The 22,297-nt window shown below is 63.1% G+C and carries 21 protein-coding genes; 7 read left to right on the top strand and 14 right to left on the bottom strand.

Annotation, left to right across the window (positions count from 1 at the left end; translation table 11 throughout):
- Positions 1–5 precede the first annotated feature (5 nt).
- Complete coding sequence (gene rpsU / locus Q6A47_RS21810; protein WP_003255575.1) at positions 6–221, bottom strand: 30S ribosomal protein S21; 216 nt, start codon at positions 219–221, stop codon at positions 6–8.
- Between the two features lie 204 nt (positions 222–425).
- On the opposite strand from rpsU, the gene tsaD reads away from it, so the two are divergent.
- On the top strand, positions 426–1,451 hold the full coding sequence (tsaD, locus tag Q6A47_RS21805) for a tRNA (adenosine(37)-N6)-threonylcarbamoyltransferase complex transferase subunit TsaD (RefSeq protein WP_039581164.1): 1,026 nt from the start codon (positions 426–428) through the stop codon (positions 1,449–1,451).
- Between the two features lie 9 nt (positions 1,452–1,460).
- On the opposite strand, the gene plsY is transcribed toward tsaD, so the two are convergent.
- Complete coding sequence (gene plsY / locus Q6A47_RS21800) at positions 1,461–2,030, bottom strand: glycerol-3-phosphate 1-O-acyltransferase PlsY (protein WP_039581162.1); 570 nt, start codon at positions 2,028–2,030, stop codon at positions 1,461–1,463.
- A gap of 74 nt (positions 2,031–2,104) precedes the next feature.
- On the opposite strand from plsY, the gene folB reads away from it, so the two are divergent.
- Both folB and folK read left to right on the top strand, forming a co-directional pair.
- A complete protein-coding gene (gene folB / locus Q6A47_RS21795; RefSeq protein ID WP_029614037.1) occupies positions 2,105–2,461 on the top strand; it encodes a dihydroneopterin aldolase in 357 nt (118 codons plus the stop codon).
- Complete coding sequence (gene folK, locus Q6A47_RS21790) at positions 2,452–2,967, top strand: 2-amino-4-hydroxy-6-hydroxymethyldihydropteridine diphosphokinase (RefSeq protein WP_029614038.1); 516 nt, start codon at positions 2,452–2,454, stop codon at positions 2,965–2,967. Before folB ends, folK begins: the two co-directional genes overlap by 10 nt.
- Before the next feature lie 3 nt (positions 2,968–2,970).
- Here the strand turns inward: folK and Q6A47_RS21785 are convergent, their stop codons facing one another.
- The 11 genes from Q6A47_RS21785 to Q6A47_RS21735 all read right to left on the bottom strand — a co-directional run bounded on the left by Q6A47_RS21785 (position 2,971) and on the right by Q6A47_RS21735 (position 16,952).
- Positions 2,971–4,092, bottom strand: coding sequence for a multifunctional CCA addition/repair protein (locus Q6A47_RS21785; protein WP_304485356.1), 1,122 nt, complete (start codon positions 4,090–4,092; stop codon positions 2,971–2,973).
- 51 nt (positions 4,093–4,143) lie between these two features.
- On the bottom strand, positions 4,144–5,712 hold the full coding sequence (locus Q6A47_RS21780) for a SpoVR family protein (protein ID WP_039581156.1): 1,569 nt from the start codon (positions 5,710–5,712) through the stop codon (positions 4,144–4,146).
- A complete protein-coding gene (locus tag Q6A47_RS21775; RefSeq protein WP_304485355.1) occupies positions 5,709–6,980 on the bottom strand; it encodes a YeaH/YhbH family protein in 1,272 nt (423 codons plus the stop codon). The genes Q6A47_RS21780 and Q6A47_RS21775 overlap by 4 nt, the downstream gene beginning before the upstream one ends.
- A 136-nt stretch (positions 6,981–7,116) precedes the next feature.
- Positions 7,117–9,039, bottom strand: a complete 1,923-nt coding sequence (locus Q6A47_RS21770) for a PrkA family serine protein kinase (RefSeq protein ID WP_039581151.1) — start codon at positions 9,037–9,039, stop codon at positions 7,117–7,119.
- Between the two features lie 283 nt (positions 9,040–9,322).
- Positions 9,323–9,652 (bottom strand): thiosulfate sulfurtransferase GlpE, encoded by a 330-nt coding sequence (gene glpE / locus Q6A47_RS21765; protein ID WP_029614042.1) that lies wholly within the window; start codon positions 9,650–9,652, stop codon positions 9,323–9,325.
- A gap of 14 nt (positions 9,653–9,666) precedes the next feature.
- Entirely contained in the window at positions 9,667–10,533 is an 867-nt protein-coding gene (locus Q6A47_RS21760; RefSeq protein ID WP_304485354.1) for a symmetrical bis(5'-nucleosyl)-tetraphosphatase, read from the bottom strand.
- Entirely contained in the window at positions 10,533–10,913 is a 381-nt protein-coding gene (apaG, locus tag Q6A47_RS21755; RefSeq protein ID WP_029614044.1) for a Co2+/Mg2+ efflux facilitator ApaG/CorD, read from the bottom strand. Before apaG ends, Q6A47_RS21760 begins: the two co-directional genes overlap by 1 nt.
- A gap of 142 nt (positions 10,914–11,055) precedes the next feature.
- Positions 11,056–11,856, bottom strand: a complete 801-nt coding sequence (gene rsmA, locus Q6A47_RS21750; protein ID WP_029614045.1) for a 16S rRNA (adenine(1518)-N(6)/adenine(1519)-N(6))-dimethyltransferase RsmA — start codon at positions 11,854–11,856, stop codon at positions 11,056–11,058.
- Positions 11,853–12,842: a 4-hydroxythreonine-4-phosphate dehydrogenase PdxA gene (pdxA, locus tag Q6A47_RS21745; RefSeq protein WP_304485353.1), complete on the bottom strand. Its 990-nt coding sequence runs from the start codon at positions 12,840–12,842 to the stop codon at positions 11,853–11,855. The genes rsmA and pdxA overlap by 4 nt, the downstream gene beginning before the upstream one ends.
- On the bottom strand, positions 12,839–14,158 hold the full coding sequence (gene surA, locus Q6A47_RS21740; protein WP_039581146.1) for a peptidylprolyl isomerase SurA: 1,320 nt from the start codon (positions 14,156–14,158) through the stop codon (positions 12,839–12,841). Before surA ends, pdxA begins: the two co-directional genes overlap by 4 nt.
- Positions 14,139–16,952: an LPS-assembly protein LptD gene (locus Q6A47_RS21735; protein WP_304485352.1), complete on the bottom strand. Its 2,814-nt coding sequence runs from the start codon at positions 16,950–16,952 to the stop codon at positions 14,139–14,141. The genes surA and Q6A47_RS21735 overlap by 20 nt, the downstream gene beginning before the upstream one ends.
- 132 nt (positions 16,953–17,084) lie before the next feature.
- On the opposite strand from Q6A47_RS21735, the gene Q6A47_RS21730 reads away from it, so the two are divergent.
- From Q6A47_RS21730 to Q6A47_RS21720, 3 genes are read left to right on the top strand one after another with little or no spacing between them, the layout of a single operon-like run.
- Complete coding sequence (locus tag Q6A47_RS21730) at positions 17,085–18,104, top strand: aminoglycoside phosphotransferase family protein (RefSeq protein ID WP_039581143.1); 1,020 nt, start codon at positions 17,085–17,087, stop codon at positions 18,102–18,104.
- Positions 18,101–18,772: an N-acetylmuramate alpha-1-phosphate uridylyltransferase MurU gene (gene murU / locus Q6A47_RS21725; RefSeq protein WP_304485351.1), complete on the top strand. Its 672-nt coding sequence runs from the start codon at positions 18,101–18,103 to the stop codon at positions 18,770–18,772. The genes Q6A47_RS21730 and murU overlap by 4 nt, the downstream gene beginning before the upstream one ends.
- A 1-nt stretch (position 18,773) precedes the next feature.
- The gene (locus Q6A47_RS21720) at positions 18,774–19,538 is read left to right on the top strand and encodes a TerB family tellurite resistance protein (protein WP_039581138.1); all 765 of its coding nucleotides are present in this window, start codon (positions 18,774–18,776) and stop codon (positions 19,536–19,538) included.
- Between the two features lie 28 nt (positions 19,539–19,566).
- Here Q6A47_RS21720 and Q6A47_RS21715 read toward each other — a convergent pair whose 3' ends face one another.
- Positions 19,567–20,574 (bottom strand): alpha/beta hydrolase family protein, encoded by a 1,008-nt coding sequence (locus Q6A47_RS21715; protein WP_116889502.1) that lies wholly within the window; start codon positions 20,572–20,574, stop codon positions 19,567–19,569.
- Between the two features lie 92 nt (positions 20,575–20,666).
- Here Q6A47_RS21715 and Q6A47_RS21710 point away from each other — a divergent pair.
- Positions 20,667–22,297 (top strand): PAS domain S-box protein (locus tag Q6A47_RS21710; protein WP_304485350.1); only part of this gene is annotated, 1,631 nt, incomplete at its 3' end.

Below are 22,297 nucleotides of genomic sequence, written 5' to 3'. Positions count from 1 at the left end.
CTGTATTAGTACAGACGAACGGCGCGGCGCTGTTCGCGCTGGACTTTCTTGGCGTGACGCTTCACGGCAGCAGCGGCTTTGCGCTTACGCTCGGCGGTCGGCTTTTCGTAAAACTCGCGGCTACGAACTTCAGCCAATACACCGGCTTTTTCGCAGGAGCGCTTGAAACGACGCAGAGCTACGTCGAAGGGTTCGTTCTCTTTAACTTTGACGGCTGGCATCCAGGGCTACCTTAATTCATTACCGGGGTGGACGTGCTCCTGGCAAAACAAAGGTGTGCTGGAGAACGTCAGTTTTCAAGGGTTGCGGATGTTAACCCTTAGTGTGGCGGAATGCAAAGCCTCTGATCGAAAACCGCTGGTCGGCACTGGGTACGGCGACTAGAATGCGCGGCTTCGCATTCAGCCTCCACAAGGCACGGACCCATGCTAGTACTGGGATTGGAAACATCCTGCGACGAAACTGGCGTCGCATTATACGACAGCGAACGCGGCCTGTTGGCCGATGCGCTGTTCAGCCAGATCGACCTGCACCGCGTCTACGGCGGCGTGGTGCCCGAGCTCGCCTCGCGTGACCACGTCAAGCGCATGCTGCCGCTGATTCGTGAAGTGCTCGATGAGGCCGGCAAGGTTGCCCAGGATATCGACGCCATCGCCTACACCGCCGGCCCCGGCCTGGTCGGTGCGCTGCTGGTGGGCGCGTCTTGTGCGCAGGCGCTGGCGTTCGCCTGGGACATTCCGGCCATCGGTGTCCATCACATGGAAGGTCACCTGCTGGCGCCCATGCTCGAAGAGCAGCCGCCGCAGTTTCCGTTCGTCGCCTTGTTGGTGTCCGGCGGTCACACGCAGTTGGTGCAGGTCGATGGCATTGGCCAATACGCGCTCTTGGGTGAAAGCCTGGATGACGCTGCCGGCGAAGCGTTCGACAAGACCGCCAAGCTGATCGGCCTGAATTATCCGGGTGGTCCCGAAATCGCCCGCCTGGCCGAGCAGGGCACCCCCGGACGTTTCGTGTTCCCTCGGCCCATGACCGATCGTCCGGGCCTGGAATTCAGTTTCAGCGGCCTCAAGACCTTCGCCCTCAATACCTGGCAGCAGTGCCGCAATGCCGGGGACGACAGCGAGCAAACCCGTTGCGACCTGTCGCTGGCGTTCCAGCAGGCGGTGGTGGAGACTCTGACCATCAAGTGCAAGCGTGCGCTCAAGCAGACTGGCCTCAAGCGCCTGGTCATCGCTGGCGGCGTGAGTGCGAACAAGGCGTTGCGCACCTCGCTCGAAGGCATGTTGGCCAGCATGGGCGGCAATGTGTACTACGCGCGTGCGAAGTTCTGCACCGATAACGGCGCGATGATTGCCTACGCTGGGTGCCAGCGGCTATTGGCGGGCCAGCAGCAGGATCTGGCGATCAGCGTGCAGGCGCGCTGGCCGATGGAGCAACTGCCGCCGCTTTGACGGCGGGGCTCAGAAGTGGCGCTCGCGTCCGGCGAACAGGTCGCGCAGGTTGTTGCGGTGGCGCCAGACGATCAGCACGGTGAGCACGCTCATCGGCAGCAGCGCCGCAGGCTCGCGCCAGGCCAGCAGGGGCAGGGTCAAGGGTGTGGCGATCAGCGCGGCCAGCGAGCTGGTGCGGGTCAGGTAGAAGGTCAGCAGCCAGGCTGCCACCGCCAGTAGCGCCGCAGGAAAATACAAGCCCATGAGCATGCCGGCAGCAGTGGCCACGCCCTTGCCGCCCTTGAAGCGGAAGTACAGCGGAAACAGGTGGCCGAGCACCGCGCACAGGCCGATCCAGGCTTGGTCTTGCAGGCTCAGGCCGACAAAGTCGGCCAACAGCACGGGCAGCAAACCCTTGCACAGGTCGCCGAGCAGGGTGAGGATGGCCAGCTTGCGCCCTGCCAGGCGCAGCATGTTGGTCGCACCGGCGTTGCCTGATCCGCTGAAACGCGGGTCCGGGTGGCCGCCGAGGCGGCTGAGGACGATGGCGAAGGACAGCGAGCCGAGCAGGTAGGCGAGCAGCGCCAGTAACCAAAACATGCTAACTATTCCGGGCGGGGACGCCCTGATTCTAACGGCGCCCGTCGCCCTTGTCGTGCTGTGGAGAGAAGTGCTTGGACAGAGTGTTCATCGAAGGGCTGGAGGTCGATACGGTCATCGGCGCCTACGACTGGGAGCGCGACATTCGCCAGTGCCTGCGCCTGGACCTGAGTTTTGCCTGGGACAACCGTCCCGCTGCAGCCGGTGACGACCTCAGCCTGGCGCTCGACTACGCCAGTGTCTCGGCGCGTGTCCAGGCGTTTGCCGAGCAGTCGCGCTTCGAGTTGGTGGAAACCTTTGCCGAGCGCCTGGCGGCAACGCTGATGGCCGAGTTCGACATCCCCTGGATGCGACTGAAGCTGACCAAGCCCGGAGCCGTACCGGCGGCGCGGGGTGGCGTAGGTGTGGAGATCGAGCGCGGATGTCTCTGAGCACCGTTTATCTGGGCCTGGGCAGCAACACCGAGCGCGAGCGCCATCTGTGCGCGGGGCTCGACGCGCTGGCCGGCATCCTGAGTGACATGCGCTGCTCGGCGGTGTTCGAAAGCCAAGCCGTGGGCATCAAGAGCGGGCCGTTTTTCAATCTGGTGGTCAGCGGTCAAACCGACATGCCATTACTGGAACTGGACCGCCGACTCAAGTTCATCGAAGCTGACAACGGCCGCTATGCGCCGGACCGAAAAGGCTTGCCGTTGGATATCGACGTGCTGATGTTCGATGACCTGAACGGCACCTTCGATGGCCTGGTACTGCCACGCGCCGAGATCCTGAAGAATGCGTTCGTGCTCTGGCCGCTGTCGCTGCTGGCGCCTGATCTGGTGCATCCGGGGCAGGGCAAGGTCATGGCGCAACTTTGGCGTGAGGCTGACATTCAGCAGGTGCTGGCGCCGGTGCCGTTCGAGTGGCGCGGGTTGCAGTTGACGCCAAGCGGCGCCTAGCGGCTATGCGCAAGGCGCAGTGGCTTTGTGCTGGGCCAGCACGTGCAGCCGCTCCGCCTTGAGCGCCTCACCCAATGCCTGCCCGGTCAGCCCTCTGGCCACCAGCGGTTTCACATCCACGCCCCGTGCCTTCGATGCCGCGCCGCGCAGATAGTCGGCTTGTGCATAGCTGCGCGCGCCACGGGCGAAGGCTGCCATCTGGCACGCCGCGATGAACTCCTCGAAGCGCTGCGGCCGGCGGTATACATCGAATTTCTGCAGCAGCGCCAGCAGCGCTGAAGGTTCGAGTTCGCGCGCGCGGTCGGCCAGCGGCAGGCAGTCACCCACCAACCCCGCCAATTCCTGGCAGTCGCGTGGTGCCTTGAAACGCTGGTTCACGGCATTGATCTGCGTGGTGTCGTGGATGGCCAGCATCAGGCAGGCCCAGCGCACCGGCAGCGACTGGTCGTGCTCGGCCGCTTGACGCAACGCAGCGAGCGCCTGGCTGGAGCCATCGAGCTCTGGCATCAACTCATGCAGCGCGCCGCAATCGCGCAGCACCTCGATGAACACCTGAGGTTGGCTTTCCATCAGCGCCCGTTCGATTTCCTTCCACGCCCGCTCGGCTGTCAGTGCCTGTAGTTCCCCGCTGACGCTGAGCTGCCGCATCAGCTCCAGCGTGTCGTCAGCGACGTTGAAGCCCAGCGGCGCATAGCGGGCAGCGAACCGGGCAACGCGCAGTACGCGCAGGGGATCTTCGGCGAACGCCGGTGAAACGTGGCGAAGAATGCGGTTTTCCAGATCCGCCTTTCCGTTGTATGGATCCAGCAGATTGCCTTGCGCGTCTTCGGCCATGGCATTGATGGTCAGGTCGCGACGGATGAGGTCTTCTTCGAGTGTCACCTCTGGGCTGGCGTGAAAGGTGAAGCCGCCGTAGCCACGACCGCTCTTGCGCTCGGTGCGCGCCAGGGCGTATTCCTCGCCGGTTTTCGGGTGGATGAACACGGGGAAATCGGCGCCGACCGGGCGAAAGCCCTGGGCGTGCATGTCCTCGACCGTGGCGCCGACCACCAGCCAGTCAACATCGCTGACCGGGCGCCCGAGCAGGCGGTCGCGTACTGCGCCGCCAACTTTGTAGATGTGCATATACAGCCTCCATGACAGCCGACAGCATACCCTGTCGGCAGTCGTCCGAGGCTAGAGGTGATGAATCACCGACATGTCCGAACGACTGTAGTCGCCCGTCTCGCCATGCTCGCCGCGAGGCGGCATGTGGTGGGTTTTGACCACTTTGTCGCCCTGCACGGTCTCCAGGTGGATGTCGAAACCCCACAGACGGTGCAGGTGCTTGAGCACCTCGTCGGTGGATTCACCCAGAGGTTTGCGATTGTGCTGTTGATGGCGCAGGGTCAGCGAGCGATCGCCGCGCCGATCGATGCTCCAGATTTGCACGTTGGGCTCACGGTTGCCGAGGTTGTACTGCGCGGCCAGTTGTTCGCGGATCAGGCGGTATCCGGCCTCGTCGTGGATGGCCGGCACCAGTAAGTCATCGCGTTGATCGTCGTCGAGAATGCTGAACAGCTTGAGATCGCGGATCACCTTGGGCGAGAGGTACTGCAGGATGAAGCTCTCGTCCTTGAAGCTGGTCATGGCGAATTTGAGGGTCGACAGCCAGTCGCTTCCCGCGATGTCCGGGAACCAGCGGCGGTCTTCTTCGGTGGGGTGCTCGCACATGCGCCGGATGTCGGTGTACATGGCAAAGCCCAGGGCGTAGGGATTGATGCCGTTGTAATAGGGGCTGTCGTAGCCGGGCTGGAACACCACACTGGTATGCGACTGTAGGAATTCCATCATGAAGCCGTCGGTGACCAGGCCTTCGTCGTACAGGTCGTTCATCAAGGTGTAGTGCCAGAAAGTCGCCCAGCCTTCGTTCATCACCTGAGTCTGGCGTTGTGGGTAGAAGTACTGGGCGATCTTGCGCACGATTCGCACCACTTCGCGTTGCCAGGGCTCGAGCAGGGGTGCGTGTTTTTCGATGAAATAGAGGATGTTCTCCTGGGGTTCGGCCGGGAAGCGGGCATCGTCACGATCCCCGGCTTTATCCGCACTTTTGGGAATCGTGCGCCACAGGTCGTTGATCTGCCGCTGCAGGTGCTCTTCACGCTCTTTCTGGCGACGGCGCTCTTCCTCCGCCGAGATGGGGTAGGGGCGCTTGTAGCGGTCCACGCCGTAATTCATCAGTGCATGACAAGAGTCGATCAAGTCTTCCACGGCATCGATGCCGTGACGCTCCTCGCACTGGGCGATGTACTGCTTGGCGAAGACCAGGTAGTCGATGATCGAACTGGCGTCTGTCCAAGTGCGGAACAGGTAGTTGCCCTTGAAGAAGCTGTTGTGCCCGTAGCAGGCGTGGGCGATCACCAGCGCCTGCATGCAGATGGTGTTCTCTTCCATCAGATAGGCGATGCAAGGGTCGGAGTTGATGACGATTTCGTAAGCCAGACCCATCTGACCACGGCTATAGGATTTTTCAGTGCTCAGGAACTGCTTGCCGTAGGACCAATGGTGATAGCCCAGTGGCATGCCGACCGAGGCATAGGCGTCCATCATCTGCTCGGCCGTGATCACTTCGATCTGGTTGGGATAGGTGTCCAGCGCATAGCGCTCGGCCAGCCGACCGATCTCCCGGTCGTAGGTCTGGATCAGCTCGAAGGTCCACTCCGAGCCGGTGGAAATGGGTTGGCGTCTCTGTGCTCTGGCGGTCATGTGGCTAACCTGCGCTGGAAGAGTTCACGGAAGACCGGATAGATGTCACCGGCCGAAACCAACTGTTGCTGGGCGAAGGTGTCCGGGAAGGCGTCGCCGATGCGCTCGTACTCGTACCACAACGCCTGGTGCTCGCGAGGGGTGATCTCGACGTAAGTGTAGTACTGCACATGCGGCATGATCTGGTGGGTGAGAATGTCGCGGCAGATGGGGGAGTCGTCGTTCCAGTTGTCGCCGTCGGATGCCTGGGCCGCGTAGATGTTCCAGTCGCTGGCCGGATAACGCTCGGCCATGATTTCCTGCATCAGTTTCAATGCACTGGACACGATGGTGCCGCCGGTTTCGCGGGAATAGAAGAACTCCTCTTCGTCCACCTCGCGGGCGCTGGTGTGATGGCGGATGAACACCACTTCGATGCGGTCGTAGTTGCGCTTGAGGAACAGGTACAAAAGGATGAAGAAGCGCTTGGCGATGTCCTTGGTCGCCTGGGTCATGGAGCCGGAGACGTCCATCAGGCAGAACATCACCGCCTTGGAACTGGGGTTGGGCTGTTTGACCAGCAGGTTGTACTTCAAGTCGAAGGTGTCGAGGAAGGGCAGGCGGTTGATGCGTGCCTTGAGCCGGACGATCTCGGCTTCCACTTCCTGAATGTCGGTGAAGTTGGCGGGCTCTTCGACCCTCAACCGCTCCAGCTCTTTCTGCGCCGCCCGCAACAGCGCGCGGCTGCTGCCGGTCAGGGCGATGCGGCGGGCATGGGCCGAACGCAGGGTACGTACGATGTTGATGCGTGACGGATTGCCTTCGCTGGCGATGCCTGCACGCACGGTCTTGAAGGTGTCGGCGCCGGTCAGGTGACGTTTCACCAGATTTGGCAATTCGAGGTCCTCGAACATGAACTCGAGAAACTCTTCCTGGGTGATCTGGAAGACGAATTCATCCATGCCTTCGCCGGAGTTGCCGGCCTTGCCTTTGCCGCCTCCGCCGCCGCCGCCCTGAGGGCGGGCGATGTGTTCACCGGCGGTGAATTCCTTGTTGCCTGGATGGACGACGGTCTGTTTGCCGCCGCGACCGTGATGCAGCACCGGTTCGTCGATGTCGCGACCGGGAATACTGATCTGCTCGCCATGCTCCATGTCCGTGATGGAGCGGCGGCTCACGGCCTCTTCGACCGCCTTCTTGATGTGCTCACGGTAGCGGCGCAGAAAGCGCTGCCGGTTCACCGTGCTCTTATTCTTGCCGTTCAGGCGTCGGTCGATCACGTAGCTCATGGGGCCTCCGCTAAGCGCAGCTGCAAGCTTCGAGCGTCAAGCTGCTAGACAACGCAGCCACCATCACCGCAAGCCGACGCGCAGCCCCTGAGGGGCTACGCGACCGCTCGCAGCTTACGGCAGACGACTGGTCGCTTTATTGCGATTTCCTGACCCGCAGGTACCATTCCGACAACAGGCGAACCTGCTTGTCGGTGTAGCCACGTTCCACCATCCGGGTGACGAAGTCGTTGTGCTTCTTCTGGTCTTCCTTGCTTGCCTTGGCGTTGAAACTGATGACTGGCAGCAGATCCTCGGTGTTGGAGAACATTTTCTTCTCGATCACCACCCGCAGTTTTTCATAGCTCAGCCAGCTCGGGTTCTTGCCGTTGTTGTTGGCACGCGCACGCAGCACGAAGTTGACGATCTCGTTGCGGAAATCTTTCGGGTTGCTGATGCCCGCCGGTTTCTCGATCTTCTCCAGTTCTTCGTTGAGCGCGATGCGGTTGAGGATCTCGCCGGTTTCCGGGTCGCGGTACTCCTGGTCCTGAATCCAGAAGTCGGCGTACAGCACGTAGCGATCGAAGATGTTCTGGCCGTACTCGCTGTAAGACTCCAGATAAGCCGTCTGGATTTCCTTGCCGATGAACTCGATGTAGCGCGGCGCCAGGTACTCTTTCAGGTAGCGCAGGTAGCGCTCGCGAACTTCTGCCGGGAACTGCTCCTGCTCGATCTGTTGTTCGAGGACATACAGCAGGTGCACCGGGTTGGCGGCCACTTCATGGGGATCGAAGTTGAACACTTTCGACAGGATCTTGAACGCGAAGCGCGTGGAGAGTCCATTCATGCCTTCGTCGACGCCCGCGCTGTCACGGTACTCCTGAATCGACTTGGCCTTGGGATCGGTGTCCTTGAGATTCTCACCGTCGTAGACACGCATCTTCGAATAGATGTTGGAGTTTTCCGGCTCTTTCAAGCGCGACAGCACGGTGAACTGGGCCAGCATCTTGAGCGTGTCTGGCGCGCAATGGGCCTTGGCCAGCGAGCTGTTGACCAGCAGCTTGTCGTAGATGCGGATCTCGTCGCTGACGCGCAGGCAGTAGGGCACCTTGACGATGTAAATCCGGTCGATGAAGGCTTCGTTGTTCTTGTTGTTGCGGAAGGTGTGCCACTCCGATTCGTTGGAGTGGGCCAACAAGATGCCGGAGTAGGGGATCGCGCCTAGACCCTCGGTGCTGTTGTAGTTGCCTTCCTGGGTGGCCGTCAGCAAAGGGTGCAAGACCTTGATCGGCGCCTTGAACATCTCGACGAATTCCATCAGGCCCTGGTTGGCGCGGCACAAAGCGCCCGAATAGCTGTAGGCATCGGCGTCGTTCTGCGGGAATTCTTCGAGCTTGCGGATATCCACTTTACCCACCAGGGCCGAGATGTCCTGGTTGTTCTCGTCACCCGGCTCGGTCTTGGCGACGGCGATCTGGTTGAGGATCGAGGGATACAGCTTGACCACCTTGAACTTGCTGATGTCGCCGCCGAACTCCTGCAGACGCTTGGTTGCCCACGGCGACATGATGGTGTTCAGGTAACGCTTTGGAATGCCGAATTCTTCCTGGAGAATGTCGCCATCTTCGTTGGCATTGAACAAGCCCAGCGGTGTTTCGAAGACCGGTGACCCCTTGATGGCATAGAAGGGGACTTTCTCGATCAACTGCTTGAGTTTTTCGGCCAGGGACGATTTACCGCCACCGACCGGGCCCAGCAAGTAGAGAATCTGCTTCTTCTCTTCCAGGCCTTGGGCCGCATGGCGGAAGTAGGAAACGATCTGGTCGATGCACTCTTCCATGCCATGGAAGTCGGCAAAGGCCGGGTAGCGGCGGATCACTTTGTTGGAAAAGATCCGCGACAGCCTGGAGTTGGTGGAGGTGTCGATCAGCTCCGGTTCGCCGATGGCCAGCAACAGCCGTTCAGCCGCCGAGGCGTAGGCACTGCGATCCTCTTTGCACAGCTCGAGGTACTCCTGCAGCGAAAGTTCTTCCTGGCGGGTGGACTCGAAACGTTGTTGGAAGTGGCTAAAAATGCTCATGACGTCACCTCGCTCGATACGTGGAGACGACGCCGGATCAGTCAGCTGATGCTGGCATGCAAGCGGCTTTCGCCGAATGCCTTGTACCCCCCAGAACACCCTGAAACGCTACCGATGACCCGCACGCCGGTGTACCGGCTCTCCCCTGATTTGGATGGCCTGGGCTTAAGGATAGTTGGTAATCGGCAAGGTCAAGGTCGTGGTGGCAAGAAGTTGCCTGCGACCGTTCGTCAGGTGGGGCGCAAGCCCGCAGAGCGCGCGGGCTGCAGAGCAGATGAAAAAATTATTCGGGTTGGCTTTGCTCGGTTTCACCTGGGAAGGTGGCGCGCCACAGCTCGAAGCCGCCGTCGACGCTGTAGACGTCGGAAAATCCTTGGCCCACCAGGTAGGCGGCCGCGCTCTGGCTGGAGTTGCCGTGATAGCAGACCACCAGCGTCGGCGCATCCAGGTCCGCTTGGCGGATGAAATCGGCCACCGAATGGTTGTCCAGGTGGCGGGCACCGGTGACATGGCCGGCGGCATAGGCGGCGGCGTCACGAATGTCGACCACCACGGCCCCTTGCTCGCGCAGGGCCAGGGCCTGCTCCGGGGGGATGCGCTTGAATTCGCTCATGGGTACGCTTTCCTTCAGGTTCGATCGTCGATTCTAGTCGGTTCGCAGGTGACGCGGACGTCCCCTTCGTCGGTGCAGGCGCAGCGGTGATACGCCCCGCTGTCGAGGTTGTACAGGGTCATGGCACCGCCCCAGACGCAGCCGGTGTCCAGCGCGATGATGTCGGGTGTGTCCACCCGCCCTTCGAGGGCTGCCCAGTGCCCGAAGATGATCTTCACATGCCGCGAACGACGGTTCTTGTGTGCATACCAGGCTTTGTAGCCCTTCGGTGCGCTGTCCAGGCCTTCCTTGCTCTTGAGGTCGAGCTTGCCGGAGGCCGTGCAGAAGCGCATGCGGGTGAAGTAGTTGGTGATCACCCGCAACCGTTCGATACCGGTCAGGTCCTTGCTCCACTTGTTCGGCTCGTTGCCGTACATCCCGTCCAAGTAGGGCTGGAGCCGGTTGTCGTCGCGCAGCACCTGCTCGACCTCTGCTGCCAACTCCAGCGCCTTGCCCAAGGTCCATTGGGGCGGGATGCCGGCGTGGGCCATGGCGATACCGCGTGCTTCGTCGTAATGCAGCAGCTTCTGCCGGCGCAGCCAGCCGAGCAGCGCATCGGCATCGGGTGCCTCGACGATTTCGCGCAGCGTGTCGCTCTTCTTCAAGCGCTCGGGGTTGTGCCAGGCGGCGAGCAGGTGCAGGTCGTGATTGCCCAGCACACAGACCAGCGAATCCCGTATCGAATAGAGGTAGCGCAGGGTCTCGAGCGATTCCGGGCCACGGTTGACCAGGTCACCCACCAACCACAGGCGGTCGCTCGCTGGATTGAAACGCACCTGTTCAAGCAGGCACTTGAGCGGTTTCAGGCAGCCTTGAAGATCGCCGACGGCATAAGTAGCCATCAGTGCAGGGCCCCGGGCACCGCCAGACGGAAGGGCGCGATGGGTGCGTCGAAGCGTGTGCCATCTTCGGCGAACATCTGGTAGCTGCCCTGCATGGTGCCGACACGGGTTTTAATGACCGCGCCGCTGCTATAAGTGTGGCTCTGCCCAGGCGCGATAACCGGCTGCTGGCCGACCACGCCGTCGCCGCGCACTTCTTCGACTTCGCCGTCACCGTTGGTGATCAACCAATGGCGTGCGGTCAGCTTGGCCTTGAGTGTGCCGTTGTTCGCCACCGTGATGGTATAGGCGAAGGCGAACCGGTTGTTTTCGGGGTCTGACTGGTCTTTGAGGAAGCGGGTGACGACGCTGACGTCGATCTGATAGCGGGGGTCGGACATGCAAGGGCCTTGGCGAACGGAGCATTAACGCGATTGTCGCAGTCTAGGCCATTGCGAGGGCAGAGGGCCAGCGGTGCGGGCTGGCCGTGCCTATCATGGGCGTGTTCGAGGCGCGATCAGGCACGCGCCACGAGCAAGGCGATCAGCCTTGCTGCGCCGCCAATTGATCGGCCAGGCGGACGAAGGCCGCCAGGTCGAGCTGTTCAGGGCGCAGGCTGCCGTCGACGCCTGCCGCCTCGATGGCTTGGCTGTCGAGCAGACCTTTGAGGGTATTGCGCAGGGTTTTGCGGCGCTGGTTGAACGCTTCGCGGACTACGCGTTCGAGCAGTGCTGGATCCTTGGCCGGATGCGGCAGCACTTCGTGTGGGACCAGACGCACGATTGCCGAGTCCACCTTCGGCGGTGGGTTGAATGCGCCGGGGCCGACATTGAACAAGTGCTCAACGCGGCAGTGGTACTGCACCATGATCGACAGACGACCCCAATCACCGCCACCGGGACCCGCCGCCATGCGCTCGACCACTTCCTTCTGCAGCATGAAGTGCATGTCGCGGATCAGACCGGCGTGCGCCAGCAGGTGGAAAATCAGTGGGGTGGAGATGTTGTAGGGCAGGTTGCCGACTACCTTGAGGCTGCGCGGTGGAACGCCCAGGGTATTGAAGTCGAACTTCAGCGCGTCGCCCTGGTGCAGGCGGAAGTTGTCACGGCCAGCGAACTTGTGTTGCAGGATGGGCACCAGGTCTTTGTCCAGCTCGACGACGTCGAGTTGCGCGCCGCTGCCCAGCAATCCTTCGGTGAGTGCGCCTTGGCCTGGACCGATTTCCAGCAGGTGCTCGCCCGCCTTGGCGTGAATGGCGCGCAGGATGCGGTCGATGATGCCGGCGTCGTGCAGGAAGTTCTGACCGAAGCGCTTGCGCGCCCGGTGTTGGTAATGCTCGTTCATGGTCGGTTCTCGGCCATCTGGTAGGCGGTGTGCAGGGCGACGCGCAAGCTGCCGGTGTCGACCTTGCCGCTGCCGGCCAGGTCCAGGGCGGTGCCGTGGTCCACCGAGGTGCGGATGATCGGCAGCCCCAGGGTGACATTGACGGCGGCGCCGAAGCCTTTGTACTTGAGTACGGGCAGGCCCTGGTCGTGATACATCGCCAGCACTGCGTCGCAATGCTCCAGATATTTGGGGGTAAAGAGGGTGTCGGCCGGCAATGGACCGCGCAGGTCCATGCCCTCGGCGCGCAGGCGCTCGAGGGTGGGCTCGATGATGTCGATTTCTTCGCGGCCGAGGTGGCCGCCTTCGCCGGCATGCGGATTGAGGCCGCAGACCAGAATGCGGGGCGTGGCGATGCCGAACTTGTGCCGCAGATCGGCGTGCAGGATGCGTGTGACACGCTCCAGACGCTGGGCCGTGATGGCCTCGGCGACGTCACGCAGCGGCAAATGAGTGGTCACCAGGGCCACGCGCAGGCCGTGGGTAGCCAGCATCATCACGACCTGGGCGGTGTGGGTGAGTTCGGCAAGGAATTCGGTGTGTCCGGAGAATGCAATGCCGCTTTCATTGATCACGCCCTTATGCACTGGGGCGGTGATCATCCCGGCGAAGTCGCCGTCCAGGCAGCCTTGACCCGCGCGGGTCAGGGTATGCAACACGAAGGCGGCGTTGCGCGCATCGAGCTGACCCGGTTGCACGGGCGCCGCCAACGGCGTGTCCCAGACGTACAGGCTACCCGCCGGAGCGGGCTCGCCAGGCCAGGCGTGTGGCGAGACCTCGAGCAAACTGATCGCCAGCCCCAGTTGCGCGGCCCGCGTCAGGAGCAGGTCACGGCTGGTGATGGCGATCAGGGGGTGGGGTTGCTGCTCTGCGGCGAGCAGCAGGCACAGGTCGGGACCTATGCCTGCGGGCTCGCCAGGCGTGACGGCGAAGCGCAGGGGTTTCACTGCGCGGCCTGTTCGGCGCCAGGCAGCTTGATCTCAACGTAGGCTTCGTCGCGGATCTGACGCAACCAGCTTTGCAGCTCTTCGTCATACTTGCGGTTGCGCAGCACGCTCAGCGCTTGCTGCTCACGCGCCTGCTCGGTGCTGTCGGTCGCGCGGCGGCCCAGCACTTCCAGCACGTGCCAGCCGTATTGGGTCTTGAACGGCTTGGTGACCACACCTTGCTGGGCATTGGCCATCTGCTCGCGGAATTCCGGCACCAGGCTGTTCGGATCGACCCAGTTGAGGTCGCCGCCGTTGAGCGCGGAGCCCGGATCTTCCGAGAAGCTCTTCGCCAGCTCGGCGAAGTCTTCGCCATTCTGGATGCGATCGTAGATGCGCTGAGCCAGTTGCTCGGTCGCGGCGTCGCTACGGATTTCGCTCGGCTTGATCAGGATATGGCGTACATGGACTTCGTCACGCAGCACGCTTTCGCTGCCGCCACGCTTTTCCTCGAGCTTGAGGATGATGAAGCCATTGGGGATACGAATCGGCTGGGTGATGTCGCCAATCGACATGCTGCTGAGCATCTTGGCGAAGTCAGGTGGCAATTGACCGGCTTTACGCCAGCCCATCTCGCCGCCTTCCAGGGCGTTCTCGCTGGCCGAACGGGCGATGGCCAACTGGCCGAAGTCCGCACCCTTGCGCAGTTGCTGGTAGACGTCACCGGCCTGGCGCGCAGCGGCCTGGATCGCGTCGGAGTTGGCGCTTTCTGGGGTTGGGATGAGGATGTTGGCCAGGCGGTACTCTTCCGACATCTGCATCTTGCCCAGGTCGGAGTTGAGGAAGTTCTTCACTTCCTGCTCGGAGACTTGGATGCGCTCGGCCACGCGACGCTGGCGAACGCGGCTAATGATCATCTCGCGCTTGACCTGCTCGCGGGCGTCATCGAACGACAGACCGTCGTGGGCGAGGGCTGCACGGAATTGATCCAGTGACATGCCATTGCGCTGGGCGATGGTGCCGATGGCCTGGTTGAGTTCCTCGTCGGTGATGCGAATGCCGGAGCGTTCGCCGATCTGCAGTTGCAGGTTCTCGACGATCAAGCGCTCGAGCACCTGCTGCTGCAGGGCGCTGGCCGGTGGCACACCACCGCCGCGTTTGGCGATGGTCTGCTGCACTTCGTGGACGCGTTGGTCCAGTTGGCTCTGCATGACCACGTCGTTGTCGACGATGGCCACCACACGGTCCAGGGGCTGTGGCGCGGCATACACCGCACCGCTCAGCATTACGGCGCCCAGCATCAGCGGGCGCAGACGATCAATAAGCTTGCTCTTCACGGGTACGGTAACCTTGAATGCCTTTGTCCAGGAACGATTCGACCTTGTTGCCGACGACGCCGCCGAGGCCTTTGAGGACGATCTGCAGGAATACGCCATGGTCGCCTTTTTCGTTGGTCGGCAGTGCCTGGCTGAAATCATCGATATCGAGCCAGTAGCGGTTGATCAAGCGGACTTTCCAGCAGCAACTGTCGTACTCGAAACCGCCCATGGCTTCCAGGGTACGGTTGCGGTTGTAGTCGTGCTGCCAGCGTGCAATGACGCTCCACTGCGGGACCAGCGGCCAGATGACCGAGAAGTCGTGCTGCTGGATCTTGTAGTAGTCCTTGATGTAGTTCGGCTGGCCTGGAGTGCCGTAGTCGCCGCCGCCCACTTTCCATGTGCCGGTGAGCGAGTCGTAGGCAATGGTGTCGTTGCGATAGCGATAGCCGAGGTTGACCACCTTGTTCGGGTTGTCTTCGGGCTGGTAGTGGAACATCGCGCTGCCCGAGCGGGTGCTGCGGCTGTCCGGATCCCAGTTGAAGTCCGAGTTGAAGCGCCAGTCGCGGTTGAATGCGTACTGATAGACCAAGGCGTACGGTGACACGTTGGCCTTGGCGTCATCGCGCTCGCGATAGTTGATGCCTGGCAACTGAACCTTGCGGTCTTCGAAGTAGTAGGCCTGGCCGATGCTGAAGCGTTGACGCTCGAAGCCGTTGTCTTCGATCCAGCGGGTGGTCACGCCCAGCGACAGCTTGTTCTCGTCGCCGATGCGGTCTACGCCACTGAAGCGGTTGTCGCGGAACAGCGAATCGTAGCTGAACAGCGTTTCGCTGGTGTCGAACAGCGGGATGTCCTTCTGGTCCTTGTTCGGGACGTAGAGGTAGAACAGTCGCGGCTCGAGGGTCTGGCGGAAGTTGGTGCCGAACATCGAGGTGTTGCGGTCGAAGTACAGGCCGCTGTCGACGCTGAAGATTGGAACATCACGGTTGATTGAGCTTTTGTAGCTACCGTATGCCGGATTCTTGGCATCTTCAATAGCATCGGCTTTGCCCTTGCCATCCAAGTCAAGGTCATAACTTGTATAGGCATACTTAAGCTTAGGTGTGACGTAACCGTAGCTTGCTTCCATTGGCAGGCTCATCGCCGGAGCAAGGTTCAAGCGGGTGCCATTGGCGCGTGCGATGCCTCGGACGTTCTGATCCAAGCGCTGACCCGGGATGCCAGTGCTGATATCGGCAAAGCCATCTTTGTCTCGAACGAAATCGTTCTTCAGATCACGATCGAACCGAACAGCCTCGGTGTCGTAAGTGAAGTCCAGACCTGCCGGATGATACGGCAGCATGCCGTTCACGGTGATCTGTGGCAGACGGTCATACGGCGTGATCTGCGAGATGGTCGCCATCTCGTAGGCCTGCACGTTCAATCGTGCGGTGAAGGTATCGCCGCGATAGTTGACGGCGCCTTGCTGGTTGACGAAGTCACGTCGCTCGATACCGACCTGATCTGATTCCAGATCCTGGAAGTAGAACGGATCGCTGATGTCGGTGTAGTCCACCTCGGTCATGATACGGTCGTCGAGACCGCCCTTGTGCTGCCAGTTGACCATCCAGCGTTCTTTCTTGTAGTCCGTCTGCTTCTTGCGGTCGTCGTCCTCGTCGTTGAGGTAGGCGCCACCGAACTGACCTTCGCTGGACTTGGTGAGGTAGCGGAATTCGCCTTCCATCATCATGCCGCGTTTGGCCATGTAGCGCGGATACAAGGTGGCGTCGTAGTTAGGCGCCAGGTTGAAGTAGTACGGCGTGACCAGCATAAAGCCGGTATCGCTGCTGGTGCTGAACGACGGCGGCAGGAAGCCGGACTGGCGACGGTCGTCGATCGGGAAATAGATGTACGGCGTGTAGAAGACCGGAATGTCTTTGATCCGCAGCGTCGCGTTGGTCGCGGTACCAAAGCCGGTGGCCGGGTTGAGCGTGATGTTGTTGCCCTTGAGTTGCCATGCGTTGCTGCCCGGCTCACAGGTGGTATAGGTACCGTCCTTGAGGCGGATGATGGCGTTCTCGGCACGTTTGGCGTAGAGCGCATTGCCGCGGATGTGCGACTTGTGCATCACGTATTCGGCGTTGTCGATCTTGGCCGCGCCGGTGTCGAGCTGGACCTCGGCCTGATCGCCGACGACCAGGGTGCCGTTGTCGCGAATGCGCACGTTGCCCTTGAGCTCGCCTCGGTTCTCGGCCTGGTACAGATTGGCCTCGTCGGCCTGGGCCTGCATGCTGCCCTGGCGCATGACCACGTCACCGGCGAGGGTAGCGATCTGCTGCTCCTGCTGGTACTTGGAGACCTTGGCATTGATGTAGGTGGGCGATTCGTCCTTGGGCGTGGAGTCGTTCATGCCAGGACGGGTCGGCTCGACATAGGCGCCGCCGCAATAGGGGCCAGTCTCGGCCAACTGGGCGGCCGTGAGCTTGTCACGCGGCACCCAGTCCAAGTGACTGTAGTCTTCGCTGCGCGACTTCAGGCCACGGCCTTTGCTCTCGGTGACCAGCACCGGCTTGGCTTCGGCACTGCTGCCAGCCGCCTCGGCGGTCTGGGCCTCGGTGCCGCCACTGAGCGCGGCACCGTCGTGCACAGGGCGCGGCGGCAGCGTGTTGGCTGCAGTCTTGGGCTTGCAGTCCCAACCACCGGCGGCGGACACTTGGCAGTCGAACTGCTCGGCAGCCACCACGTACGAGGTGGCCAGAGGTTGCAGGGCCAGCAGACCGCCAGTGACCAGCAACGGAAACTTTCTACGAAACGCGGGGGATTTCAATGCCATCTTATTAGTCCGGGCTTCCTGCGTGCCATCTGCCCGCGTGTGGGGGCCGCACGCCTCTCGATGGTCTGAAAAAGATGCTGGATAATAAAGCATGACCCGCTTGACGGCTAGGGGCCGTCGGAGACCCTTGTAATGCCCGATCATGATGTACGCCTGCAACAGCTGACTGTGTGGCTCGAACGACAGTTACAGAATCTTTTTCGCGACAACGCCTGGGGCGAGGTGCCGACCGGCAGCCTGACCGCCGCCAGCAGCGACGCGAGCTTCCGCCGCTACTTCCGCTGGGAAGGCGGCGGCCGCAGTCTGGTGATCATGGATGCGCCGCCGCCCCAGGAAAATTGTGCACCGTTCGTCGCCATCGATCACTTGCTGGCCAGCGCCCAGGTCAACGTGCCGGTCATCCATGCCCAGGACCTGGAACGGGGTTTCCTGCTGCTGAGCGACCTGGGGCGTCAGACTTATCTGGAAGTGATCGACGGCGACAACGCCGACGCGCTGTTCGACGCGGCCATCGAGGCGCTGCTGGCCTTGCAGCGCCTGCCGATGCAGGCACCGCTGCCCAGCTATGACACGGCGCTGCTGCGCCGCGAGCTGGCGTTGTTCCCCGAGTGGTACGTCGGCCACGCGCTGAACACCGCCTTCGATGACGCTCAGCAGGCTCGCTGGCAACGCATCAGCCAACTGCTGATCGACAGTGCCCTGGCGCAGCCCAAGGTGCTGGTGCACCGCGACTACATGCCGCGCAACCTGATGCTCAGCACCCCCAATCCCGGCGTGCTGGACTTCCAGGATGCGGTCTACGGCCCGGTGACCTACGACATCACCTGCCTGTTCAAGGACGCTTTCCTCAGTTGGCCCCAGGCCCGCGTCGACGCTTGGCTGCGCCGCTACTGGGACCAGGCGCGTGCGGCCGGCATCCCGGTACAGGCAGACTTCGCCGACTTCCAGCGCGCCAGCGATCTGATGGGCGTTCAGCGTCACCTGAAAGTGATCGGCATCTTCGCCCGCATCTGCCACCGCGATGGCAAGCCGCGCTACCTCGCCGACGTGCCACGGTTCTTCGCCTACCTGCACGAGGTGATCGCTCGCCGTCCGGAGCTGGCGGAGTTGGGTGAGCTGCTGGCCGAACTCGACAGCGGAGCGCGCCCATGAAGGCGATGATCCTGGCGGCCGGCAAAGGCGAGCGCATGCGCCCGCTGACCCTGCATACCCCCAAGCCCCTGGTGCCGGCAGCCGGCAAACCGCTGATCGAGTATCACCTCCAGTCCCTGGCCAGCGCGGGCATCACCGAGGTGGTGATCAATCACGCCTGGCTGGGCCAGCAGATCGAAGATCACTTGGGTGATGGCAGCCGCTTCGGCCTGCACATCCAGTACTCCCCCGAAGGCGAGCCGCTGGAGACCGGCGGCGGTATCTTCAAGGCGTTGCCGCTGCTGGGCGAGGCGCCGTTCCTGCTGGTCAACGGCGATATCTGGACCGACTACGACTTCACCCGCTTGCGCCAACCGCTGCAGGGCCTGGCGCACCTGGTGCTGGTGGATAACCCCGGGCATCACGGTCGTGGCGATTTCCGCCTCGACGGCGCGCATGTGCTCGACGGTGACGACAGCCCAGGCACCCTGACCTTCAGCGGCCTATCGCTGCTGCACCCGCACCTGTTCGACGGCTGCCAGCCCGGCGCCTTCAAGCTGGCGCCGCTGCTGCGTCGGGCGATGGCGGACGGGCAGGTGACCGGTGAGCACTATCGGGGGCAGTGGGTGGATGTCGGTACGCTCGAGCGCCTGGCCGAGGTCGAGCGCCTGATCGGCGAGCGTGCCTGAGATGTGGTGGCCGAGCACAGTGATCGGTGCCGGGGCCGGTTTTGCCGTGGCCAGTATTCCGGGCGCGCTGTTGGGCGCCTTGCTGGGCCAAGCCATGGATCGGCGTCTGCGCATACAGGGGTGGGAGGATGCGCGCGAGCGTCTGGGCGGACGTCCGGCGCTGCGCGACGAGGAATTGCTGTTCCTGCTGCTGGGACGGTTGGCCAAGAGCGATGGGCGCGTCGCCGAGGGGCACATTCATCAGGCGCGTCAGGAGATGACCCGTCTGGACCTTGGCGAACCCGCCCGCCTGCGGGCCATTTCGGCCTTCAATCGTGGCAAGGCGGGCAAGGGTCGTCTTGACCGTTACCTGCGCCGCATCGGTCATCAGCCGCACGGTGCGGAAGGCGCATTGCGCGCCTGTTGGCGCATGGTCTGGGCCGATGGCAAGGCAGGGCATCATGAGCGCGAACTGCTGCTCAACTGGGGCCGGCAGTTGGGCATGACCCGCACCCAGGTGCAGGCGCTGTCGCAGGAGTACGAGCCGAGCCGTGCGGCGGTGGCGAGCGGGGCGATGACCTATGCCGCCGCCCTGCGCGTACTGGGGGTCGAGCCCGACACCGACGCGGACCAGGTCAAGCAGGCCTATCGACGTTTGGTCAGTCGTCATCACCCGGACAAGCTGGTGGGCAGCGGCGCGAGCGAGGCGCGGGTGCGCGAAGCCACCGAGCGGACCCGCGAACTGCACCAGGCCTATGCGCTGATTCGCACGCGGCGGGGGATCTGAGCGATCGGTCCGCCGCGGCCGTGGCGTCTCAAGGTGCCTCTAGTGGATCTTGCGGCATCATCCAGCCCCGCACCCGACGGAACAATTGCTCCTGCTCTGCCGAGCGGTCGCCCGGCATGGCGATCAGCGAGAGTTGCCGGTACTGGCTGTCCTTCTCGCGCTTGCTGGCCTGCAAGCGCAATTGGGCGGCGTTCTGGTCGCGGGTACGGGTGACGAAATAGATATCGGCAGTCGGCACCTTGAGCGTTGGCACCAGGCTTTCCAGGTCGTGCTCGACCCGCGCCGGTGTCTGCGCGGAAATCAGCGCCAGCTTCTGCACCTGCGGTGGCTGCTTTTCGCTGACATAGCGCGCCGCCCAGTACGCGCCGCTGCCATGACCGATCAGCACGATGCTGTGGGCGTTCTGCTGCTGGGCGAACGCCACGGCAGCGTCCAGGCGGGCGAAGATGCGCGCGGCATCGGCCTGGTCGCTGTGTTCACTGGCCTGCGCCGCGTCGGTGCCCTGGGCGGTATCCGGATCGGGCGCGGTCGCCTGGGCCACATTGGCGTTGGCGTCGTCCGGGGTGTCCTTGGCGGGGGCGCTGGTGCCTTCGCCCTTGTCCTTGGCCGCGGGTGCGGGGGTATCAGCCGCGCGCGGCTGCGGGCTGTCGGCCAGCAGGTCGGGCAGGCTGACGCTCAGGCTGTGCCAGCCGACATCGGGAAAGCGATTGCGCAGCGGGGCGACGGTGACAGGCCAGTCGGCGCTTTCGCCGGCACCCGGCACGATGATCACTGCGCCTTTGGGGTTGCTGTCATTGGCGGGTTTCCACAGGGCCAGGAAGCTCTCGCCATCGGCCTGCAAGGTCTGCTGCTGCGCCTTGGGTACCAAGCGCTCCAGCGCCAGGGCATCTTCCTGGCTGCGCTCGAGCAGCGGCGCACGCACCGCCGCGGCCTCGGCGGGGGCGGCCGGAGTCTCGGCCTCAGCGGCGTGGGCGGTCAGGGGAAGGGCTGCAGCCAGGCAGAACAGGGCCAGCGACGTGCGATAAAGTGTGAACATGGATCAACCCAAGGCCAGAATATACCGGCAGCCTAATAGTAAATGCCCGCGACGGCCACGCAGTTGGCCATCATTGCCAGGACGAGCCCCCGATGAAGCGATTGCGTTGCCTGTTGGTTATCGGCTGGTTGTGCCTGCCCTTGATCGCGCTGGCCAAGGAGGCGACGCCGCTGGCGCAACTGGAGCCTGTACAGCAGCAGTGGCTCGATGGCCATCGCCACCTGCGCGTAGGCCTGGTGTTGCAGGCGCCCTACGCGCAGTTCGATCGTCGATTGCAGCAACTGTACGGGGCCAATGTCGAGTTGGTCAGCGAGCTGGCACGTGCCCTGGACCTGGACCTCACCTGGCGCAACTACCCGGACCAGGCCGGCCTGGAGCATGCGCTGCAAATCGGCGAGATCGACTTCGCGCCTGGCCTTACCCAGACCCCGGCGAGCCTGCGCCTGTGGTTGTTCAGCGATCCCTACATGCGGGTGCCGCAGCTTGTGGTGGGCCTGCGCGGCAGCACGCGGGCGGTGGATCTGGAGAAGCTCGGCGCCGCTGATGGCGTTGCGGTGCGCATGCCCGGTGTGCTGGCCGATTACCTGCGCAGTAATTACCCGCGGCTCGACCTGCAAGGTGCGGCCAACGACCGCGAGGCGCTGCAACGGGTGCTCAGCGGCCAGGCGCGCTTTGCCGTACTGGACGAAGCGCAACTGAGCCGGTTGTCGCGCGAAAGCGAGTTCAGCGACCTGGCCGTGGTGGCCGATATCGGCCTGCCGCAGTTGCTGCGCATCGGCTCGCGGCGTGACTGGCCACTGCTGGCCGAGGTGTTGCAACGTGGCCTGCAGGCGCTGCCGGCCAAGACCCTAGAGCAACTGCATCAGCGCTGGCTGCAGCCGCAGTATCCACGCGGTGGCGAGTCGGCAGGTTTCTGGCAGAACCTGGCGCTGCTGTTGGGCTTGCTGTTGCTGGGGGCCTTGGCGACGTTGGCCCTGCAACGGCGTCAGCAGCGACGTCTGGAGCGCGGACTGCTGGCGGCGCGCGAGGCGCTGGTGGAGCGCCAAGGCCGTGAGGAGGCGCTGCGCCTGAGCCAGTTCTCCATCGATCAGAGCACCGTGGGCATTCTCTGGGTGCATTGGGACAGCCACGTGCGCTACGCCAACCCTGCGGCCGAACACATGCTTGGGCAGGGTGAAGGGCAGTTGCTGGAGCGGCCATTGGGCGACATCGAACCAAGCCTCGACATGGACCGCTGGCGCGTGCTGTGGAACCGCGTGCGCACCGGCGACAGCGGCGCCCAGGCGTTCGAGAGCCTGTGCCGGTGCGCCGATGGCCGCCTGCTACCGGTCGAGTTGTCCTTGAGCTTTCTGCGCTTTCGCGACGCCGAATACCTGGTGGTGTACCTCACCGACATCACCGATCGCCGTCGCGCCCTGGCCGAGCTGCGCGAGCGCGAGGCGCGGCTCAAGGGCATCGCCGGCAACGTACCGGGACTGGTGTTTCGTCTGGAGCGCGATCCCGCCGAGGGTGAGCCGGAGTTTCCCTATATCAGCGAAGGCAGCCAGGCGCTGGTCGGCTACGCGCCGGTCGAGATCCAGCAGCCGGACATGGGGCTGCGCTCGCTGGTGCATGCCGATGACCGCGCCGACTATCACCGGGTGCAAAACCTGGCATTGGCCAGCGACCGTGACTGGTCCTGGCAGGGTCGCATGGTCACCCGCCAGGGCGCCGAGCGCTGGGC

It is taken from the genome of Pseudomonas boreofloridensis, assembly GCF_030580795.1.
Classification (GTDB): Bacteria; Pseudomonadota; Gammaproteobacteria; order Pseudomonadales; family Pseudomonadaceae; genus Aquipseudomonas; species Aquipseudomonas boreofloridensis.
The sequence above is the reverse complement of the archived record's forward strand: the minus strand, read 5'-3'. Positions and strand labels throughout refer to the sequence as shown.

Excerpts from the sequence above, each read along its gene's own strand:
- rpsU (WP_003255575.1), bottom strand. The coding sequence starts at position 221 with ATGCCAGCCGTCAAAGTTAAAGAGAACGAACCCTTCGACGTAGCTCTG.
- murU (WP_304485351.1), top strand. The coding sequence starts at position 18,101 with ATGAAGGCGATGATCCTGGCGGCCGGCAAAGGCGAGCGCATGCGCCCG.
- Q6A47_RS21715 (WP_116889502.1), bottom strand. The coding sequence starts at position 20,574 with ATGTTCACACTTTATCGCACGTCGCTGGCCCTGTTCTGCCTGGCTGCA.
- Q6A47_RS21735 (WP_304485352.1), bottom strand. The coding sequence starts at position 16,952 with ATGGCATTGAAATCCCCCGCGTTTCGTAGAAAGTTTCCGTTGCTGGTC.
- glpE (WP_029614042.1), bottom strand. The coding sequence starts at position 9,652 with ATGAGCGAATTCAAGCGCATCCCCCCGGAGCAGGCCCTGGCCCTGCGC.
- Q6A47_RS21730 (WP_039581143.1), top strand. The coding sequence starts at position 17,085 with ATGCCCGATCATGATGTACGCCTGCAACAGCTGACTGTGTGGCTCGAA.
- Q6A47_RS21785 (WP_304485356.1), bottom strand. The coding sequence starts at position 4,092 with ATGCACATCTACAAAGTTGGCGGCGCAGTACGCGACCGCCTGCTCGGG.
- plsY (WP_039581162.1), bottom strand. The coding sequence starts at position 2,030 with ATGTTTTGGTTACTGGCGCTGCTCGCCTACCTGCTCGGCTCGCTGTCC.
- tsaD (WP_039581164.1), top strand. The coding sequence starts at position 426 with ATGCTAGTACTGGGATTGGAAACATCCTGCGACGAAACTGGCGTCGCA.
- apaG (WP_029614044.1), bottom strand. The coding sequence starts at position 10,913 with ATGTCCGACCCCCGCTATCAGATCGACGTCAGCGTCGTCACCCGCTTC.
- Q6A47_RS21780 (WP_039581156.1), bottom strand. The coding sequence starts at position 5,712 with ATGACCGCCAGAGCACAGAGACGCCAACCCATTTCCACCGGCTCGGAG.
- folK (WP_029614038.1), top strand. The coding sequence starts at position 2,452 with ATGTCTCTGAGCACCGTTTATCTGGGCCTGGGCAGCAACACCGAGCGC.
- Q6A47_RS21760 (WP_304485354.1), bottom strand. The coding sequence starts at position 10,533 with ATGGCTACTTATGCCGTCGGCGATCTTCAAGGCTGCCTGAAACCGCTC.
- Q6A47_RS21720 (WP_039581138.1), top strand. The coding sequence starts at position 18,774 with ATGTGGTGGCCGAGCACAGTGATCGGTGCCGGGGCCGGTTTTGCCGTG.
- rsmA (WP_029614045.1), bottom strand. The coding sequence starts at position 11,856 with ATGAACGAGCATTACCAACACCGGGCGCGCAAGCGCTTCGGTCAGAAC.
- Q6A47_RS21770 (WP_039581151.1), bottom strand. The coding sequence starts at position 9,039 with ATGAGCATTTTTAGCCACTTCCAACAACGTTTCGAGTCCACCCGCCAG.
- Q6A47_RS21775 (WP_304485355.1), bottom strand. The coding sequence starts at position 6,980 with ATGAGCTACGTGATCGACCGACGCCTGAACGGCAAGAATAAGAGCACG.